Genomic DNA, 18,591 nt, shown 5'->3' with positions numbered 1-18,591 from the left:
TCAGGTCGGCGGCGAGGCCCAGCCCCCGCCGCCGGCGAGGATGGCGCGCACGCTCTCCGCGTGGTCGGCGAACGCGGCGAGATCGGCGTGCAGCAGCGCGGCGCGTTCCGCGTCGAGCGGGGTGGTGTCGTCGCGCCAGAGCTCCAGCGTCCAGTTCGCGGCCAGGATCATCGACCGGACCAGGCCGGCCACCGCGGCGTCGGCCGGACCGCCGCCGTGGTGGTAGCCGGACAGGATCTCGTCACAGGCGTTGAAGCACCGGTCCAGACCACGCACCGCCTCGGCGGGCGTGCCGTCCCAGTCCGGCCCCGGCCAGGCACACGAACCCAGCTCCAGCCACAGCCGCCAGCCGGCGGCCAGCTCGGCGTCGTCTCGGGGCGTCCACTGCCCAGTCATCTCCCGAGTGTGCTCCCGTGCGGCGCGGATGCCGCCGGGGAGTTGACTCATCTCACTCGCGCGGCCGCTCCCACAGCCAGAACTCGATGCCCTGGTCGTCGACGCAATCCGCCGTCCGGCCGTACGAGTGGTGCTCCACTTCGCCCGCGGTACCACCGTGTTCGCGCACCTGCTCGCGCGCCACGGCGAGGTCGTCCACCGCGTACATCAGCTTCCAGCCGGTCTGCCGCTCCGGCCCGCCCCACAGTCCGCCGGTGAGCCCGTCGCCCTCGGTGCCCCAGGCGCCAGGCACGCTGCCCGGAGTGAACTGCCAGCCGAGCACCGCGCCGTAGAACGCCTTGGCTCTCTCGTCGTCGGGCACCTGGAAGGTGAAGTAGATCGCCTCGCCGTGCTTTTCCCGCGGCTCTTGCGGTCCCGCCTGTCCGACCAGCCAGCGCTGGCCGTACGGGTCCTTGATCGTGCCGCCCAATCCGTAGCCCCGGTCCTCGACCGGACGCAGCAGTTCCGCGCCCAGTTCCACCGCCCGCGCCACACTGCGCCGCACGTCCGGCACCTCGACGCGCACGAGTGCGCCGCCCTCGGCGGCCACGACGTTGCCCAGCTCCGGGAACTCCTCGGCGAACATCAGCACACTGTCGCCGATGGCGAGTTCGGCATGCCCGATCCGGCCGTCCTCCATCACGATCGGCTCGCCCCGGCGCCGGGCGCCGAAGACCTCGACGTAGAACTCGAGCGCGGCCCGTGCGTCGGTCACCGCCACATACGGCGTGAGCGAACGCGGTGCGGTGGTGTCGGTGGTGGTCATCTCCACTCCGTTCAGGATCAGGCGGCGCAGGTCGTCCCGCAGCTGCTCGGCGAAGGCCGGATCGGGATCGACCGGCGACGAGGGCAGCGCGAGTGCGTCGAACGGGTCAGTCATCACGCCCCTCCTTCCCCTGGTAGCTGCGGCGGAACGCGGTCTTCGCCCGCGTCAGCAACGCCTCCGTCGCGTGCACGGTCCGGCCCAGGTGGGCGGCGACGTCGCTCACCGAAAGGCCATCGACATAACGCAGGGTGAGTACGGCCCGGTTCGGCACCGAGAGCGACGCGAGCACCTGCCGTGCCCGCAGGGCGTCGATCCGCTCGTCCCAGGGGTCCTCGACGCCGGGGCTGGGAACGAGCCGCAGCCCGCGTTGCTCACGTTCGGTGCGCCGCCAGTGGTCGGCGAGCTTGTGCCGGGCCACCCCGATCAGCCAGGCCGTGCTCACCGGTGGTGCGTTCTCCTTGCGGCAGGCGGCGACCGCGCCGAGGAACGTCTCCGAGGTCAGTTCCTCGGCCAGCACGCGGTCGCCGCAGCGCGCGAGCAGGTACCCGTAGACCTTTGGCAAGGCCTTCTCGTAGAGGCCGAGCAGCGCGAAGGCCGGGTCACCCTGCACCCGCGGTTCCGTCACATCCCCATCGTCGTCCGGGAGCCGGGATTTCCGTCGGGTGAATTCTCAGCGCGGGTCCGGCAGCTTCCGCGCCAGCCCGCTGACCAGGATCGCGAGGACCGCCAGCAGGCCGATGACCAGTACGAACGCGCCATCGAAACCCATCGAGCCGGGCAGGCTCAGGCTCGCGAACAGGCTGCCGAACACCGCGATGCCCAGCGCCAGCGACGTCTGCTGCGTGGTGGTGAGCACGCCGCCGCCGACGCCCGCGAGGTCGGACGGCACCCGGGAAAGCACCACGCGGAACAGTGTGCTCATGATCAGCCCGTTGCCGATCCCGATGAGCACCATGCCCGGCGCGAGCTGCCACATCGAGACGTCCGGCCAGGCCGGCAGCGCCGACCCGGCGAGGACCGCCAGCCCCAGCGCCAGCATGCCGCCGCCGACCGGCACGACCCGCCGGCCGAAGCGGGCGACCAGGTGGCTGCTGACCAGCGAGGTGGCGAAGTACGTGACGGCCATCGGCGTCAGCGCGAGCCCGGCTTCGAGCGGCCCGAAGTGCAGGCCGTTCTGCAGGGTCACCGCGTAGACGAACATGAACGAACCGAATCCGCAGAAGTACGGCACCGCGACGGTGAGCCCGTGCCGGACGCTCGCCGTGCGCAGCAACGTCGGCGGCAGCAGCGGAGTGCCACCGGCACGTTCGAGCCGGGTTTCGACGCGAGCGAAACCGTAGACGGCGAACGGGAAGAGCACGAGCAGCGCGACGGTCCACCACGGCCAGCCCAGCGCGCGGCCTTCCATCAGCGGGATCAGCAGCGACAGCAGCGCGACGGCCAGCAAGGTGGTGCCCCAGCGGTCCACGCCGAGCGGATTCGCCGCGCGGCTGTCCGGCACCGTGCGCCGCGCGAGGAGCAGCCCGGCGATCCCGATCGGCACGTTGACCAGGAAGATCGGCCGCCAGCTCGACCCCCACAGGTCGGCCGCGACGAGCGCGCCGCCGAGCAGCTGGCCGACCACCGTGGAAATCCCGCCGGTCGCCCCGTAGAGGCCGAGCGCGCGCGAGCGTCGTTCGCCGGTGGTGCCGGCCTGGATGATCGAGAGCACCTGCGGCAGCAGCATCGCCGAGGCCGCCCCCTGCGCGGCACGGGCGAGCACCAGCGTGCCGGCGTCGGGGGCGAGCCCGCAGGCCAGCGAAGTGACCGTGAACAGGGCGAGGCCGAGCAGGAAGAGCCGCCGCCTCCCGAACGTGTCGCCGAGCCGTCCGCCGAGGACGAGGAGCACCGCGTAGGCGATGCCGTAGGCGGCCACGACGAGTTCGAGCGTGGCGGTGGACGCGTGCAGGTCGGCGTCGATGGTGGGCAGCGCGACGTTGACGATGAAGAAGTCGATGATCGGCAGTGCCGCCCCCAGCAGCACGGTGACCAGGCCGGCGGAGGTGAGTGCCGTCCCGGCGGGTGCCCCGGAGACGACGGCGGCCGACGCCGGGGCGGTGGTGGATGTCGTCATGACCACCAGGTTCCGGCCACTTTTACACTGGTACCAGGTGTGCCTTCATCCTGGTACTGCGACTACCTGGTACCAGGTTGAGAGTTGTGTTTACCTGGTACTCGTGACCACCGCCGTCGAACCCGCCACGCAGCACCGCGTGCGTCGCTGCGAGCTGGGTGCCTTCCTGCGCAGCAGGCGCGCCCGGATCACGCCCGAGCAGGTCGGCCTGCCGCTGTCCGGCAGGCGGCGCACGCCGGGGCTTCGCCGCGAGGAGGTCGCGCAGCTCGCCGGCGTCGGCGTCACCTGGTACACGTGGCTCGAACAGGGTCGCGACATCAACGCTTCCGAACAGGTCCTCGACGCCATCTCCCGCACCCTGCGCCTCGACCCGCACGAGCACGTGCACCTGTTCACCCTCGCCGGCGCGCCGGAGCCGCCCACCGAGGCGAAGGAATGCTCGGTGGTCACCGAGTCGATGCGGGCGATGCTGACCCAGCTCGAACCGTTCCCGGCGGCCGTCCGCAACGGGCGTTACGACCTGCTCGGCTACAACCGCGGCTACACCTGGCTGATGGGCGAGGTCGACGCGATCCCGTTCGAGGACCGCAACACCCTCGTGCAGTGCCTGCTCAACCCGCGGTGGCGGGAGCGGACGCTGGGCTGGGAGGAGAACGTGCCGCGGATGGTCGCGGCCTTCCGCGCGGCGATGGCCGAACACGTCGCGGAGCCGGCGTGGAAGTCGCTGGTCAAGCGGCTCAAGGCGGAGTCCCCGCTGTTCGCGGACCTGTGGAGCCGCCACGACGTCAACGCCGAGCCGATCCCGGTCAAGCGCTACCGCCACCCCGAGGCCGGGCTGCTCACCTTCCGCTTCACCTACCTCTACACCGGCCGCCGTTCGGAGGTCCTGGTGTCCACCTACACCCCGGCCGACGAGGAGACCGCGGCGAAGCTGCCGAAGACGTTCGACTGAGTCACCGGACGAGGTATCTGCTCGGCTCGCCGACGCTCCTACAGCACATGTTCAGTATCATCGTCGTCCCGGCGGCCGGTGATCGCACGAACGAAGACTTCCGGCTCGGCCCCGGCGAGTCTCTGGAGTTCGGGCGCGAACCGGCCGCGAGCGGAGCCGGTCGCCTGCGGATCGCCCACGCCGGGGTGTCGCGCCGGGCAGGCACGATCTCGGCGACGGGCACGCACTGGTCGCTGACCAACCGCAGCCGGACCCAGACCTACGTCGTCGAGAACCCGGAAGGGGCGGGCGAGCACATGAAGGTCGGTCCGGGCCGGATCGCCGCGCCGGTGCCGTTCGAGTTCTCGCGCGTCGTGCTGCCCTCCGCGGGCGACCTGCTGAGCTTCGACGTGTGGGCGCCCCGGCACGAGTACCTGGACGAGCACGTCGAGATCGCCGCAGGGGAACCGACGGTCTCGGCGTTCCCGCTCGACCGGACGAAGCGGTACTTCCTGGTGCTCGCTGCACTGTGCGAGCCCCGCCTGCGCGGACTGCCGCTCGCCCCGCTGCCGACCGTCGACCAGCTCGTCGAGCGGTTGCGACCGGTGTGGCCGGGCGTCACCCGGGCCACCGTCCAGTGGAACATCGACTACCTCGCCGTCAAGATGCGGCTCAAGCCACGTCCGGACGCGGCCGATCTCGGTCCCCGGGTCAACGGCAAGAAGACGTCGCTGGTGTCCCTGGCACTGCGCTTCGACCTCGTCGGCGAGCACGACCTCACGCACCTGGCCCCCCGATGAGTGGTGCCGCCGGGCTGCGGGTGGGCCGCTGGGAGGTGCGCGACGTCCTCGCCACGGGTTCGTTCAGCAGCGTCCACACCGCGCACCGAGCCACCGCGGACCCGGAGTTCCCGCTCGTGGTCGCGCTGAAGATCCTGCCAACGGGCACGCACACCCCGCGCCAGGCAGCGCACCTGCGCGAGCTCGTCGCGGCTGAAGTGGCGCTGCTGAGCAAGCTGCGCAGCCCTCGCTTGATCCGGATGTACGAGGTGCTCACCGTCGACGCGCCCGGTCGTCCGGAGCTGGACGGCGCGACCGCGGTCGTGCTGGAGCGCGCTGACGGCTCGCTGGACACCGTCCTGGCCCGCGGCGCCCGGCCACCGGCCGGGCCCGTCCTGCTCGCCCAGATCTGCGAAGGAATGCACCACCTGCACCACGCCGGATGGGTGCACGGCGACCTCAAGCCCGGCAACGTGCTGGTGATGAAGGACGGCAGTGTCCGGCTCGCGGACTTCAACCTCGCAGCCGAGCTGACCGGGACCCACGCCTACGGCCCCGCCTTCGCCACCTTGGACTACACACCGCCCGAGCTGGTGTGGCCCGAGATCAGCGAACAGGGCCGGGCGATCCGGCCGAGCACCGACGTGTGGGCCTTCGGCGTGCTCGCCCATCTGGTGCTCACCGGCGCCTTCCCGCTGCCCGGCGGCACGGCCGCGGCGCGCCGGGACGCGGCCGTGCGCTACGCGCGGGGAACGGAGTCACTGCGGCTTTCTCCCGATCTGCCGGACGTCTGGCGGCCGATCGTCACCGACTGCCTCTCCCGGACCCATGAAGAACGCGCCGTGCACGACGCGGGCTCGCTCCTGCGCCGGATCGAAGCGATCACCGGGGCCACCCGTGCCGCTCGCCTGCCGCGGCTGCGTCCGCTCCGGTGGCAGCGGCCGGCCATGGCAGCGGCAGTCACGGCGGCCGTGCTGGGCGCCGCGGCGATGTATCTGACGCGCGATGACGAACCGGCCTCCGGCTACCACCGTTGTGATGCGGGTTCGGTGTGCTTCTTCAGCGGACCGGACGGGACCGGGGAGATGTGCAGCTGGATCGGGGACGATCCGGACTGGCTCGCCGGCGCCGAAACGTGCGGGTGGGCCGCGGAACGTCCGGTCCGGTCGGTCTTCAACAACAACCAGGAGCGGACCGAGCGCCACGACGTCGCCTACTACCGTGGCGCGGGTTTCGCGCCGGCCGGCGACGACCTCGCCCGTGCCACTCATCGGACGGGCTGCACCGGCGTGAACCAGCAGGGCAACCTGAAGGGCACCTACGCGCCGATGTCCCACCGGTGGGTCGAGCGCTGCTGATCGCAACCTCGGAAGTCTGAGGTACCGCCGGACCGCGTTGCCCGCGCACGCTGGTGGGCATGGGGATGATCCGGGGGAGTGTCGTACTGGGGGCCGCAGTACTGGCGGCGGGTTGTGCCGCGTCGGCGGGCGGGGCTCGCGACGCGGGGCCGGTGCTCATCGAGCGCGCGGAGGGCACGCTCGTCGCCGAGTGCATGACGAAACAGGGCTTCCGGTACTGGCCGCCGGCCCCCGCCACTGCCGACGAACGGCGAGAATTCCCTTACGTCGTCGATGATCCGGCTTGGGCACGCGCACACGGTTACGGTGGCGATCTCGTCGCGCAGCGCGAACACAGGCGGGCCGAGGACCCGAACACCCGTTACCTGGACTCACTGAGCGAGGAGCGGCGTGCGGCGGCCGCGGTGGCCCTCGGCGGCACCGGCTCCAGCTCGGTCGAGGCCGTGGTGCCCGGCGGCGCGACGATCGGGCAGAGCGACACGGGCTGCCTCGCCGAGGCGCAGCGAACGCTCTACGGCGACTTCGACGCCTGGGTACGCGCCAGCGTGGTGACCGGCAATCTTTCATCGCTGTACCAGCCCAAGGTGACCAGCGATCCACGGTTTCGGAGGGCCGTGACGGCCTGGTCCGGCTGCATGCACTCGGCCGGGCTGCCCTACGCGAGCCCGCAGCAGATTCAGCGGCAGCTTCCGGAACTCACGGACGGTCAGAACCCTGCGCAAGCGCACCGGACCGAGGTGGAGCTGGCGGTCGCCGAGGCCGGCTGCGCACTGGCCACGCCGCTGTCGAAGGTGGCGCGGGACCTCGACCGGCAGTACGGCGACGAGGTGCGCCGGCAGTACCGCTCCGAGGTCGAAACCACCGAGCGTCTCCGGCGCGACGCGCTGAACCGGGCCGAAGAACTCCTCGCCCGGAATTCCTGATGGCCTGCCGCGGAACCGCCGCGGCTGAGAAGGAGGAAGAAAATGAGCGTCAAGTCTGTCACCGGGGTGTTCGCGGGTGCCCTGTTCGGGCTGGCCATGCTGCCCGGTCTGGCCAGCGCCGAGCCGACCGCCGCGGCTGCACCTGCCGGGGCACGGGCCGATGTGTGCGCGAGCAAGGTGGCCAACAGCGGTTACGTGCACACCTACTCGGGCACTGGCTGCGACGGCAAGCCGATCTGCAGCATGCTGGGCAATGACTCCGACTACGGAAACTCGAAAGGATGCTCCGGAAAGGACGACAACAGCGCATCCTCGCTGTTGAACAACGGCACTGCCGCGGGCGGTAACGACACCAGCGTCCGGTTCTACCGGCTGGCCGGTTACGGCGGTGGCTCGATCTGCCTCGGATACCACCAGTACGCGTCGAACCTGGCCAACTGGACGTTCACCAACGGCACCAACGCCGACAATCGGATCAGCTCGCACAAATGGGTGCCCAGCTGCTGATCGGCGTCCGAGGGGAGCGAACGTGAAACGGAGACACCTCTGTCTCGTGGGGGCTGTGGCCGCGGCGGCGGCACTGGCACCGGCGACCGCGCAGGCCGCGACCGAACGGGTCTACCTGCAGTTCAACATGGCGGGCAACACGCAGCACGGCGGGGACACCGCGGTTGCCGACGCGGTGGCGAACAGCGTCGAGGATCGGAAGCCGTCCGTGGTCACGCTCAACGAGGTGTGCGGGTCGCAGTACGCCCGGTTGAAGGAACGGCTGGCGGACGACGGATACGACTCGGCCGCCGGGCCCACCGGGCCGACCTGTGACAACGGCACCAAGTACGGCAACGCGATCTTCGTGCACAACTCGGTGCGCGAATACGCGAACTACCAGCTGCCGAAGATTTCGGACGAGTCGGAACCACGGCGGATGCTGTGCGTGGCAGCCACCGAGGACAAGTCCATGGCCTGTGTCACCCATCTGTCCAAAGGAGAGTACGAGGAGGAACGAAAGAAGCAGATCGAGTTCGTCGCCGGTAAAACGCAGGAGTTCTCCTCGGCCGGCTACCGGGTGATCGTCGGCGGTGACTTCAACACCGAACCGCGGGCGAAGACCATCGATCCGATGTTCGCGTCCTGCTACCGACCGAAGGGCTCGGGAGAGCTCTACGAGGCGGCCAGCGAACGCTGCGGCCGCCGCGCCGGCGAGGCGACGACCGATCACGGCGGGACCGACGGTGCGGGGAAGATCGACTACCTGTTCTTCTCCGGCGAATACCGCGCGCTGAGCGCGGACGCGGTTCCGGTCGGGGTGTCCGATCACCATCTGCTGTGGGCGAAAGCCAGCCGGTGAGCTGAGCGGGCAGGCGACCGTCGCGTCCGGCTGCCCGGCTCGGTCGCCTCCCCGACGAGATCCCGGAGGAACCGGACCTGTTCCGGACTCCGGGATCTCGCCGCGTCGGGAAACGCGGTACGCGGGCGGTACCGCGCCGCGCGTAGGGCGATCCACCGCTTGCGGACGGACGCGCCGGGCCGGTTCGCCGGGTAGTTTTCTGGCCCATGCGGCAGTGGTGGCTGGAGCGGAACCCGTGGTTCGGGCGGGTGTTCCGGACCGTCGTGGTGCTCGCTTTCGTGCTGGGCGCGACCGGCGCGGCCGGGCGCTGGCAGCATCCGGGGCAGCCGCTCAGCCCGGGCGGTGCGCTGTGGCTCGCCGCGACGGTGCTCACGCTGCTGGTGGTCGACCGCTACCCGTTGCCGATCTTCGTGCTGACGGCCGCTTCGGTGTTCGCCTACTACTCCTCCGCCGAGCCCGGCGGGCCGGTCATCGTGGTCCCCACGATCGCGCTGTTCCTGCTGACCCGCCGGAAGGGGCCGGTGGTCGCGGGCACGGTCGGCGGGACGGTGCTCGCGGCGGCCTATGGTGTGCACGCGATCGTATGGCAAACGTTTGCGATCAGCGTTTCGGCCGGTTTCGTCGTGCTGTGGACGGCGGCCGTGATCGGCATCGCGACGGCTGTGCGGTATCAGCTCGCGGCCATCGCGGCGCGCCGTGGACAGGCCGACGAGCACCGCCACCGGATGGCCGAGCAGGAGCGGCTGCGGATCGCCCGTGAGGTGCACGACGTGGTCGCGCACAGCCTCGCGATGATCAACGTGCAGGCCGGCGTCGCCGCGCACGTCGCGGATCGGCGTCCGGAGCAGGCGAAAGAGGCGCTGCTGAACATCAAGGCAGCCAGTGCGTCGGCGCTGGGCGACCTGCGGGCCACGCTCGCGGTACTGCGTTCCGGGGAGAACCGGGCACCCGCGCCGAGCCTGGCGCAGATCGGTGAGCTGCTCGACCACGCGCGCGCCGCAGGCCTGGCCGTGACCGTGCACGGCGAGGCCGGCGAGCTGCCCGCCCCGGTCGACGGCGCGGCGTACCGGATCCTGCAGGAATCGCTCACCAACGTCGTGCGGCACGCGGACGGTGCCCGGCAGGTCGAGGTGCGGCTCGATCGCCGGCCGGGCAAGCTCGCGTTGACCGTGCGCGACGACGGTCACGGCGCCGGCCGGCCGGTCCCCGGGCACGGCCTGCGTGGGATGGCCGAACGCGCGGCGGCACTCGGCGGCACCGTCGAGGCCGAGGCCACCGAACGAGGCTTCGAGGTCCGCGCCGAGCTGCCCGTGGAGGAACAGACATGACGATCCGGGTCGTACTGGCCGACGACCAGGCGCTGGTCCGCGCCGGGTTCCGCGTGCTGCTGGAGACCGAGGACGGCTTCGAGGTGGCGGGTGAAGCCGGCGACGGCGCACAGGCCGTGGCGCTCGCGCTCGAACACCGGCCGGACATCGTGGTGATGGACGTGCGGATGCCGGGCACCGACGGGCTCGAAGCGACCCGCCGGATCACCGGCCACCCCGACCTCGCCGAGGTGAAAGTGCTGGTGCTGACCACTTTCGACGTCGACGAGTACGTCTACGAGGCGTTGCGTGCCGGCGCCAGCGGATTCCTGCTCAAGGACACCGAGCCGGTCGAGCTGCTGCGTGCGCTGCGCGTGGTCGCCGCAGGGGAGGCGCTGCTCGCGCCGACGGTCACCCGGCGGCTCATCGCCGAATTCGTCAGCCGTCCCGAGCACCGGCGCGTCGACCCGTCCGCGGTGGCGGCGGTGACCGAGCGGGAACGCGAGGTGCTGGCCCTGGTCGCGGGCGGGCTGTCCAACGACGAGATCGCCGCCCACCTGGTGATCTCCACGGCGACCGCACGCACCCACGTCAGCCGCATCATGACGAAGATCGGTGCCAGGGACCGCGCGCAGCTGGTGGTGCTCGCCTACGAATCCGGTCTCGTCACCCCGCGCCGGTGATGCCTCCACGGACTTCGCCCGGGACTCGCTCGAAGGTGTGAGTCCGGCCGTGTCGGTGCGCGACCTCCCCCGTTCGGCCGCCGCATCGGCAGAGCATCGGCAGAGCATCGGCAGTCAGCGAGGGGACCGGCGGAAGGAACTCGAATGGCGTGGGAAGTCTTCCTGGTCGCCGCGCTGGCCGTGGTGTTCCTGGTCCGGCTGGTGGTTGCGCTCCGGCGGAGCTGACGGCCGCCGCCGCGGCGCGGGGCGGCGCACCGGCGGCTCCGCGCCGCGGTCCGGCGCCTGGTCCGGCCGCGGCCGGTGCGCACCGCCGGCCGGCCGCGTCACCATGGTGCGCTGCTCACCGCGCGGCGGCTGCGGCTGGGGACGGCCACCGTTCCGCGGCAGCCGGCCGTTCGGCCCGGGCCGCGGTGGGTCAGCACGGCGCGGGTCAGCGCGGGGTGAATCGGCACGGGGCGGCGCCGGCCGGCGCACCCGCGGGTCGGGCCGCCGGGAAACCCGGGGGATCTCCGTGGTGACCTCGCTGTCCACGGGCTCTTCCAGGTCCTCGACCGGCTCCGGCTCCGGTTTCGGCGATGGTTTCGGCTTCGGTTTGTGCGAGAGCCGCCGCGCCAGAGTGTGACTGGGCCGCTCCACGAACCGGTAGCTCACCTCGACCACGCCGAACACCACCGGGATCAGGATCAGCAGCGCGATCGGCAGCGGCACCGCCGGACGCAGCAGCTGCAGCAGCACGAACGTGACCGTCATGTGCAGCAGGTAGATCGAGTAACTGCGTTCCGAGAGCAGGGTCCAGATCTTGCGCTGCTTCAGCTTGTCCTCGGCGAACATGCCCAGCAGGAAGCACACCACGGCGAACGCCATGGCGAGGTTGTAGGAGGAGTCGACGCGGCCGACGTCGATGATGTCGGCCAGCACGTACAGCGCCCAGGCGCACCCGCCGTACAGCGCGCCCGTCCACAGCGGGATCTTCTTCGCCGTGGTGGCCCAGATCGTCTGCCCGATCACCATCACCGGCAGATACGACACGTTCACCGCGAACAGCGACCACGACGGACCGAGCTGCGAACGGCTCATCATCACCACGAAGATGAACGTGAGCTCGACCGCGATCGCCAGCCACGTCCACCGCCGCAGCAGCGGCAGCACGGCCATCAGCAGCACGTAGAAGATGACCTCGACGATCATCGTCCAGGCCACCGGCACCAGCACGATCTGCGGATAAATCAGGTAGTTCAGCAGCGAGGTGTTGGTCAGGACGGTGAGCGGCGTCAGCTCCTGCGGCTGGCCGGTCGAGGGCGGGTGCAGGTTCACCAGCAGCAGCACCGCGGTGAGCAGCACCACGAACAACATCGGCGCGTACACCCGGATGAACCGGTTCACCGCGAACCGGCCGGTGCCCTGGCGCAGCGCGATCGGTGTCACCACGAAGCCGCTGACCAGGAAGAAGAACGGCACCGCGATCTGCCCGATGCCCTGTTTCGCCATGTGCATCGGATCGCTGGTGAGCGCCTCGATGAAGGTCACGTACGGGGCGTTGTCGTTCTTCGCGATCACCCACGGGTGCGCGATGTGGCTGTAGAACACGAGCAGCGCGCCGAGGCCGCGGCCGATGTCGATGAAGACGATCCGGGTCTTCTTGGGCTCGGCGGGTGGCTGCTCGGCCAGCGCGGCAGAGGTCTGCTCGGCCAGCGCGACCACCCCCGTCTTTCCGGCCTGACTGCTTCGAGCAGGGTAGCGCCTCGCCCGGCCGCCGCGGACCACTCCCCGGAAATGGCCGCTTCCGGCGATTCGATCACGGGCACCCGTTCTGGCCTCGGGATATGCCGTCCACCGGTACGATCGGGAGGGAATTCGTCCGAACACACGCGAGTAGTGCAGGAGTCCGGGGAGCGTGCCGCAGTCCACCCTCGACGTCACCGTCGAGCGTTCGTCCCCGTTCCGCACGGCCGTCCGGCAGGCACTGCCCGCAGTGGGCCTCTACCTGCTCTTCCAGGTGGTTTCCTTCGGGCTGCTGTGGCTGATGAGCTGGAAGGCCGACGTCTCGCCCGGCCGGTTCGTCGACGACTTCGACGCCAGCTGGTTCCTCTCGGTCGCCCAGCACGGCTACGACCAGCAGGTCGTGGCGGGCGCGGACGGGGCGCCGGGGGAGAACAGCCTGGTGTTCTTCCCGCTCTATCCGGGCCTGGTGGCGATTCTCACGCTGTTCGGGATTCCGGCGCTGCCGGCCGGGCTCGTGGTTTCGGTGCTCGCCGGATGCGCCGCGGCGTGGGGGCTGTTCGTGCTGGGCCGTGACTTCGCCAGCCCGCGCGTGGGGCTGCTGATGGCGGTGTTGTGGTCGGTCGGCCCGGGCTCGGCGGCGCTGCACCTGGCGTACTCCGAAGCGGTGCTGGTGGCGCTGGTGGCGTGGGCGCTCGTCGCGGTGGCCCGACGGCAGTGGGTGCTCGCGGGCGCGCTCGCGTTGTTCGCCGGTCTGACCAGGGCGAGTGCGGGCGCGCTGGTCGCGGCGGTCGGAGTCGCCGCGCTGGTGGCGGTCTTCCAGCGCCGCGACGGCTGGCGGCCGTGGCTGGGCGGGCTGCTCGCGCCGTTGGGGCTGCTCGGCTACCTGGCCTACGTCGGCATCCGCACCGGCCGCGCGGACGGCTGGTTCTGGCTGCAGAACGCCTGGCAGATGCACTTCGACTTCGGTCAGTTCACCTGGGAGCAGGTGAAGGAGGGCCTCACCGTCGACCGGGCGAGCTGGATCACCGTGACGGCGCTGATCGTGCTGGTCGCGGTCGCGCTGCAGCTGTGGACGTGGGCGACACGGCTGCCGCTGCCGTGGCAGGTCTACGGCACGCTGACCGTGGTGATCGCGCTGTGCTCGTCGAACTACTTCCAGTCCCGCGCACGGTTCCTGCTGCCGGCCTTCGTGCTCACCGTGCCGCTGGCGCTGGCGCTGGCGAAGCTGCCCAACCGGGTCCTGGCCGTGCTGCTGCCCTCGGCCGCCGTACTCAGCGGCTGGTACGGCGCGTACCTGATGACCATCGCGCACCTGGCACCCTGACTCCGGCGAAGGAGCTCAGGGTGCCAGCCACAGCGTCACGAACTGCTTCTCATCCGCCTTCGCCGCCGCGATCAGCGCCGCGTCGTCCGGGGTGCCCGCGGCCGGGCCATCGTCGGTCACGACCTTCGGCGTGTAGCCCAACGCGCGGTAGCCGGCCAGCACCGCTGCCGGATCGTCGCCCAGCTCGGTGATCGCGCCCGGGTCGAACTCGCACACCACGTGCGGCCGGTCGCGGCGCAGCACCTCGGTGAGCCCGGCCAGCGCCCGGTGGTCGCGGCCCTGCAGATCGACCTTCACCAGCCCGATCCGCTGCGCGGTCACCTCGGGCACGCTGTCCAGCCGCACCGCGGGAACCTCGACGCCCGGCCCGTCCGCGGTCACGCGGTTGTCGCCGCTGTTGCCCGGCGTCGCCTGCGCGAGGCGCACCGTGCCCGGGGCGTCCCAGGCAGCCGACTCGACCACCGTGACCCGGTCGGCCACCGCGGCCGGCAGGTTGACCGCGACGTTGCGGCGCAGGAATCCGGCGTTGACCGGGTCGGCCTCCACGGCGACCACCTTCGTCACGTCCGGAGTGGACCGCAGCAGGCGCAGCGTGTGGTAGCCGACGTGCGCGCCGACGTCCAGGAACGCGCTCTCGGCCAGCTTCGCCATCAGCTCGGCCTCGCTGTCCTCCCAGGACCGGTGGAACACGATCCACGGCAGCATGACCTCGTCCACCGGCATCAGCAGCGCACCGACGTCGCACGGGACCACGTCGGCCCCGCGCGGCACCGGGGTGTGCGCCATGCGGGCCGACTCACGCATCGCGCTGACGTCGAGGGTGACCCGCTGAATCGCCTTCTCGTCCGCGTCGAGCCGCTCGTCGCGGGAGGAGAACATCTCGTGCACGGAGGCGGTGCTCGCCTCGATCTCGGAGCCGATGCCGCCGTAGCCCTCGCGCAGCTTCGCCACGTCGCCTTCGAGGTTGCGCAGCGCCAGCTCGGTGTCCGGCGCGCGGTGCCGCAGCTCTTCGACGGTGGTGCGCAGTCCCTCGAACCGCTCGCCGATGCCGTGCACGATCGCCGCCGAACGACGCGTCTCGGTGAGGTCGCGCTCGAGACCCTCGACCCGGTCGAGCAACCTGCGGTTGCTCTCCTCGGTCGCCTCCAGCAGCCTGCCCATCACGGTGCGCTGATGTACGTCGTAGTGGTCGATCGCGCGCAGCACGGCCTTGCGCAGCGCGGGCGCCAGCGGCAGCCGCGACGGGGTGCCCGCCTCCGGCCGCCAGCGCAACGCCTCGGTGGCCTCCTGCAGCGGCGTGAGCGGATGCGCGGACGGTGGCGCGTCGACGGTGTTCCGGCGCTCCTGCCACGTCCGGTACGCCTGCCCCAGCTCCTTGCGCATCCACTCGGCGGCGGCCGCCATCGAACGATCGCGCAGGACCGCCTCGCGCGCCCGGCGGCCACGCTTCGCGGCCTCGTCCGGATCGTCGGCCACCTGGCGCATCGCGGCCGCGGCCGAGTCCAGATCGGGCTCGGCCCAGGTCGCGCCCGCGTGGTACGGGTGGCTGTCCGGCCCCACCGGAACCATCCGGTACGGCACCGGCCAGCCGGTGCTCGCGTCGAGGAACTCGGTGGTGCTGGAGTAGTCCGTGGAGATCACCGGCATCGCCCGCGCCATCGCCTCGGCGACGGTGAGGCCGAAGCCCTCACTGCGGTGCAGCGACACGTAACAGGTGCTGCTCTCGTACAGCTCGTGCAGCTCGGCGACGCTGAGATACCGCTCGACGAGCTCGATGCGATCGTCCCCGCGCACCACCGCACGCAGCCGCTCGGCGGCGTTCGGATGCAGCTTCGCGTTGATCGCCTTGACCGTCAGCCGCACGTCGTCGCGGCCGGGAAAGGCACGCCGGAACGCCTCGACGGCGCCCCACGGGTTCTTCCGCTCGGCCACGCTGTTGAAGTCGAAGGCGAACAGGAACCGCACCGGCTCGCCCTGTTCCCGCGCCGGCGGGGACGGTTCACCCGGATCACGCACCGGCACCGGGATCGTCTTGACCGGGATCGATGCGTGCGCGGCGATCGACCGGCGGCAGAACTCGCTGACCGTCCAGACCTCGTCGAGCATGCCGAACGCCTCGTGCTGCCACTGCGGGAAGTCCTCGAGTTCCCACGCCCACAGCCCGATCCGGTAGCGCCCGGCACCCACCTCGGGGTGGTTGGTCAGGATCGTGCGGGTCTGGTCGGCGTTCACCGCGAGCACGCTGATCGGGAACCGCGGATCGCCGACCGTGGCCGGCCGCTCGATGCCCGTGCGGTTCGAAACCGCCTTCTCCTCCAGCACCGAGGCCACCGGCACGCCGCCGGTCTCGATCGCCTCCAGCACGATCCGGCCCATCTCGCCGAGACCCAGCTCGGCGGTCAGGTAGCCGAGCAGGTTCACGCCGAACTCGTCGTGCGGGGGATGGGTGGCGGCCGGCTCACCGGGCAGCGCCCATTCGGGCAGCCCGGCCTCGGTGACCCCGGAACCGGTGCACCAGTGGCGGAAACTCTCCGCGTCGTCGCTGTAGGGATGCGGGAACGCCATCTGGAGATCGAGCCGCGACGACCAGATCGCGTGCGTGAGCCGGTTCAGCCCGGCCGCGGCCTGCGCCTGGTCTTCTGGCGTGGCCAGCCACTCCCGAAGCGCCTGCCCGCCGTCCCTGGCATAGGCGTGTGGCGGCGCGGGCTTGTCCTTGCGCTCGGCCTTGATCCAGCCCTCGCGGAACACGCGGCGAGCCAGCTTCGGCACCGGCGTGCCGTCGCGGAAGTCCTTGAAGCCGTACGGGATCGAGTCGAGCGATTCGGCGTACCCCGCCTCACGCAGCTTCGCGCCGTACGAATCGCAGATGGCCCGCAGGTCGTCGTTGTGCGACAGCAGCACGCGCGGCTTGCGCGCGCAGTGGAAGCTGAGCAGCCACGGCTTCTCCGGCCGGTAACCGCTGAAGTGGAAGAAGCGCAGCTTCGCGCCACCCGCGGTGAGCGTGCCGTCGGCTTCCCGGCCGATCGGGCGCTCGTGCAGGTTCCAGTAGGCGACGTCGTACCCGGGATCGGTGACCACGTGGTGGCGGAACAGCGAAGGCACCTGGTCCACCCACCGCTGGTCGGTGAACAGCTGCTGCTCGGGTGCCACGATCGCGTCGTGCCGCAGCCGGCCGGCCCAGAAGTCGAGGAACGGCCCGGCGCCCTTGCCGACCCCGAGGAAGCCGAGGTTGAACATGCCGGTGCCCATGATCACCGCGTCACCCGGCTCCAGGCCGTCCTGCGGCAGCGGGGTGAGGAAGTGCGGCGCGAGCACGATGTCGTGGTCCGCGGCCAGCTGCGCGACCTCGGTGATCGGGGCGAACAGCTCGATGTCCGGGTCGAGGTAGATCGCCGCCGCGGACGTCGTGAGCAGCTCCCGCAGCAGGTACGGCTTGACCGCCGTGGCGAGCTCGGTGACCGAGTACGCGGTGGCCATCCGAAGGTAGTCGTCCTCAGTGATGCCGAACGCGGCCGGCCCGACGACGTTCGCCCCGGATTCGTCGCGGTGCGCCTCGTCGCGCGGCGCGTCGATCACCGCGATGACGAAGCGGTCGGCCGGATGCTGGGCGAGGTACGAACGGGCGAGCACCCGCGCCGCCGGCAGGTAGTTGCCGGCGACGATGGTGCAGGCGGTGGTGCCCGGCTCAGGCATCGGCGGTCAGGACGGTGAGCTGCTGGTTCAGCGCGGTGGCGAAGTCGGTCTTGGTGGACGCGCTGTCCTTGCCCGAAACCTCGACCCGCACGACCACCTTGCCGTGCGCGTAGTGGCCGCGGACCTGCGCGGACTGGCCGTCCTTCGCGTCGATCGTGGTGGCCTGCACGCCGGGCTGGGTGTCGGAGTAGAGCTTCGCGCCATTCGCGGTCTGCACCCCGGCCAGCTGCTCGACCGCCTTCTTCGCGGTGACCTTGCTGGAGGTCTGGGCGAGCAGCAGGGTGATGTTGTTGCCGTCCGGCAGGTGGTAGACGACGAACTTGACCTTGCCTGCGCCCGCCGACTTGTAGGCCGACAGCTCCTTGTCGTTGAGGTAGGTCAGGGTGTCGACCTGCGAGAACGACGTGATCTCGTCGTGTGTCTCCGCCTGCCCGGGCATGCTCGCCACGGCCAGCGGGTCGGGCGGCTTCGGCGCCGAGGAGCTCTGCTGCGGGGGCTGGGCGTTCTGCTGCGGCTCGTCGCCGCCGCTGTCGCGGCCCCACAGCCAGAAGGCACCGAACGCGATCGCGGCCAGCACCACCACGGCGCCGACGATCGCGCCGATCTTCTTCCCGTTGCCCGACTTGGGTTTGTCGCTGAAGTACTCCGGACCCTGGCTGACCCACTCCGAACTGCCGCCACCGGAGTTGAAGGGCGGAAGATCGCTCCCGCCCCACGGCGGCGTCTGGTCGCTCTCCGGCGCGTTCCACGGAGCCGGTGCCTGCGGGAACCCACCCGCAGGCGACGAGGGCGCCTGCTGCTGGAACCCACCCGGCGGGGAGTACGGCGGCGGCTGCTGGCCGGGCTGCACGTACTCGGTGCGGCCCCCCGGGTCGGCGGACTGCTGCTGGGCCTGCCAGGACTGCACCGCCTGGGTGCGCTCGGCACCCGGATCGGCGACGGGCTGGGGCGAACTCTGCTGTGGGTTTTGTTGCGGGCTCTGCTGCGGGCTCTGCTGTGGGGTGCCGCCGGGCGGGCTGACCGGGGCGATCACCTGGGTCGAGTCCGCGTTGGACGGCTGCTGCGGCGCGGCGGGCTGGTCCTGCTGGCCGACGGCCGAGGACAGCACCTGATCACGGCGGATGCGGTAGTCGTCCGCGGACAGCCGCCCGGACGCGAGCTCCTCGTCCAGCCGGCGCAGCTCCTCCTGCCAGGACACCAGTGCCCCCC

The 18,591-nt window shown here is 71.1% G+C and carries 16 protein-coding genes; 9 read left to right on the top strand and 7 right to left on the bottom strand.

Going from position 1 to position 18,591, the window contains the following annotated elements; genetic code table 11:
- Genes BJY18_RS22745 through BJY18_RS22730 form a run of 4 tightly spaced genes read right to left on the bottom strand, consistent with a single transcriptional unit; the run spans position 1 to position 3,314 of the window.
- Positions 1-396: a hypothetical protein gene (locus BJY18_RS22745; protein ID WP_184781879.1), complete on the bottom strand. Its 396-nt coding sequence runs from the start codon at positions 394-396 to the stop codon at positions 1-3.
- A 52-nt stretch (positions 397-448) separates the two neighbouring features.
- Positions 449-1,315 carry a VOC family protein gene (locus BJY18_RS22740; RefSeq protein ID WP_184781878.1) on the bottom strand — a complete coding sequence of 289 codons (867 nt, stop codon included), beginning with the start codon at positions 1,313-1,315 and terminating at the stop codon, positions 449-451.
- Positions 1,308-1,826 (bottom strand): RNA polymerase sigma factor, encoded by a 519-nt coding sequence (locus BJY18_RS22735; protein WP_184781877.1) that lies wholly within the window; start codon positions 1,824-1,826, stop codon positions 1,308-1,310. The genes BJY18_RS22740 and BJY18_RS22735 overlap by 8 nt, the downstream gene beginning before the upstream one ends.
- Before the next feature lie 45 nt (positions 1,827-1,871).
- Positions 1,872-3,314 (bottom strand): MFS transporter, encoded by a 1,443-nt coding sequence (locus BJY18_RS22730; RefSeq protein ID WP_184781876.1) that lies wholly within the window; start codon positions 3,312-3,314, stop codon positions 1,872-1,874.
- Positions 3,315-3,417: 103 nt separating this feature from the next.
- Here BJY18_RS22730 and BJY18_RS22725 point away from each other — a divergent pair, with 103 nt between their 5' ends.
- The 8 genes from BJY18_RS22725 (at position 3,418) to BJY18_RS22690 (ending at position 10,643) form a co-directional block, all read left to right on the top strand.
- A complete protein-coding gene (locus BJY18_RS22725; protein ID WP_312873928.1) occupies positions 3,418-4,266 on the top strand; it encodes a helix-turn-helix transcriptional regulator in 849 nt (282 codons plus the stop codon).
- 47 nt (positions 4,267-4,313) lie between these two features.
- The gene (locus BJY18_RS22720) at positions 4,314-5,045 is read left to right on the top strand and encodes an FHA domain-containing protein (protein ID WP_184781874.1); all 732 of its coding nucleotides are present in this window, start codon (positions 4,314-4,316) and stop codon (positions 5,043-5,045) included.
- Positions 5,042-6,382, top strand: a complete 1,341-nt coding sequence (locus tag BJY18_RS22715) for a serine/threonine-protein kinase (protein ID WP_184781873.1) — start codon at positions 5,042-5,044, stop codon at positions 6,380-6,382. The genes BJY18_RS22720 and BJY18_RS22715 overlap by 4 nt, the downstream gene beginning before the upstream one ends.
- 59 nt (positions 6,383-6,441) lie before the next feature.
- On the top strand, positions 6,442-7,305 hold the full coding sequence (locus BJY18_RS22710) for a hypothetical protein (RefSeq protein WP_184781872.1): 864 nt from the start codon (positions 6,442-6,444) through the stop codon (positions 7,303-7,305).
- Between the two features lie 42 nt (positions 7,306-7,347).
- Positions 7,348-7,812, top strand: a complete 465-nt coding sequence (locus BJY18_RS22705; protein ID WP_184781871.1) for a hypothetical protein — start codon at positions 7,348-7,350, stop codon at positions 7,810-7,812.
- A 22-nt stretch (positions 7,813-7,834) separates the two neighbouring features.
- Positions 7,835-8,653 (top strand): endonuclease/exonuclease/phosphatase family protein, encoded by an 819-nt coding sequence (locus BJY18_RS22700; RefSeq protein WP_184781870.1) that lies wholly within the window; start codon positions 7,835-7,837, stop codon positions 8,651-8,653.
- A gap of 206 nt (positions 8,654-8,859) precedes the next feature.
- Positions 8,860-9,981: a sensor histidine kinase gene (locus tag BJY18_RS22695; RefSeq protein ID WP_184781869.1), complete on the top strand. Its 1,122-nt coding sequence runs from the start codon at positions 8,860-8,862 to the stop codon at positions 9,979-9,981.
- The gene (locus tag BJY18_RS22690; protein ID WP_184781868.1) at positions 9,978-10,643 is read left to right on the top strand and encodes a response regulator; all 666 of its coding nucleotides are present in this window, start codon (positions 9,978-9,980) and stop codon (positions 10,641-10,643) included. Before BJY18_RS22695 ends, BJY18_RS22690 begins: the two co-directional genes overlap by 4 nt.
- A 114-nt stretch (positions 10,644-10,757) precedes the next feature.
- Here the strand turns inward: BJY18_RS22690 and BJY18_RS22685 are convergent, their stop codons facing one another.
- On the bottom strand, positions 10,758-12,344 hold the full coding sequence (locus tag BJY18_RS22685; protein ID WP_184781867.1) for an acyltransferase family protein: 1,587 nt from the start codon (positions 12,342-12,344) through the stop codon (positions 10,758-10,760).
- Between the two features lie 193 nt (positions 12,345-12,537).
- On the opposite strand from BJY18_RS22685, the gene BJY18_RS22680 reads away from it, so the two are divergent.
- Positions 12,538-13,689 (top strand): putative hexosyltransferase, encoded by a 1,152-nt coding sequence (locus tag BJY18_RS22680; RefSeq protein ID WP_184781866.1) that lies wholly within the window; start codon positions 12,538-12,540, stop codon positions 13,687-13,689.
- A 15-nt stretch (positions 13,690-13,704) separates the two neighbouring features.
- Here the strand turns inward: BJY18_RS22680 and BJY18_RS22675 are convergent, their stop codons facing one another.
- Together BJY18_RS22675 and BJY18_RS22670 are read right to left on the bottom strand one after the other, a co-directional pair.
- On the bottom strand, positions 13,705-17,382 hold the full coding sequence (locus BJY18_RS22675; protein ID WP_184781865.1) for an FkbM family methyltransferase: 3,678 nt from the start codon (positions 17,380-17,382) through the stop codon (positions 13,705-13,707).
- A complete protein-coding gene (locus BJY18_RS22670) occupies positions 17,375-18,580 on the bottom strand; it encodes a hypothetical protein (protein WP_184781864.1) in 1,206 nt (401 codons plus the stop codon). The genes BJY18_RS22675 and BJY18_RS22670 overlap by 8 nt, the downstream gene beginning before the upstream one ends.
- Between the last annotated feature and the right edge of the window lie 11 nt (positions 18,581-18,591).

The organism is Amycolatopsis jiangsuensis, from assembly GCF_014204865.1.
In the GTDB taxonomy this organism is placed as follows: domain Bacteria; phylum Actinomycetota; class Actinomycetes; order Mycobacteriales; family Pseudonocardiaceae; genus Amycolatopsis; species Amycolatopsis jiangsuensis.
This window is presented reverse-complemented; position numbering and strand designations above follow the sequence as displayed.

Coding starts and splice junctions, on each gene's coding strand:
- BJY18_RS22695 (WP_184781869.1), top strand. CDS start 8,860: ATGCGGCAGTGGTGGCTGGAGCGGAACCCGTGGTTCGGGCGGGTGTTC.
- BJY18_RS22745 (WP_184781879.1), bottom strand. CDS start 396: ATGACTGGGCAGTGGACGCCCCGAGACGACGCCGAGCTGGCCGCCGGC.
- BJY18_RS22705 (WP_184781871.1), top strand. CDS start 7,348: ATGAGCGTCAAGTCTGTCACCGGGGTGTTCGCGGGTGCCCTGTTCGGG.
- BJY18_RS22720 (WP_184781874.1), top strand. CDS start 4,314: ATGTTCAGTATCATCGTCGTCCCGGCGGCCGGTGATCGCACGAACGAA.
- BJY18_RS22675 (WP_184781865.1), bottom strand. CDS start 17,382: ATGCCTGAGCCGGGCACCACCGCCTGCACCATCGTCGCCGGCAACTAC.
- BJY18_RS22715 (WP_184781873.1), top strand. CDS start 5,042: ATGAGTGGTGCCGCCGGGCTGCGGGTGGGCCGCTGGGAGGTGCGCGAC.
- BJY18_RS22730 (WP_184781876.1), bottom strand. CDS start 3,314: ATGACGACATCCACCACCGCCCCGGCGTCGGCCGCCGTCGTCTCCGGG.
- BJY18_RS22710 (WP_184781872.1), top strand. CDS start 6,442: ATGGGGATGATCCGGGGGAGTGTCGTACTGGGGGCCGCAGTACTGGCG.
- BJY18_RS22740 (WP_184781878.1), bottom strand. CDS start 1,315: ATGACTGACCCGTTCGACGCACTCGCGCTGCCCTCGTCGCCGGTCGAT.
- BJY18_RS22690 (WP_184781868.1), top strand. CDS start 9,978: ATGACGATCCGGGTCGTACTGGCCGACGACCAGGCGCTGGTCCGCGCC.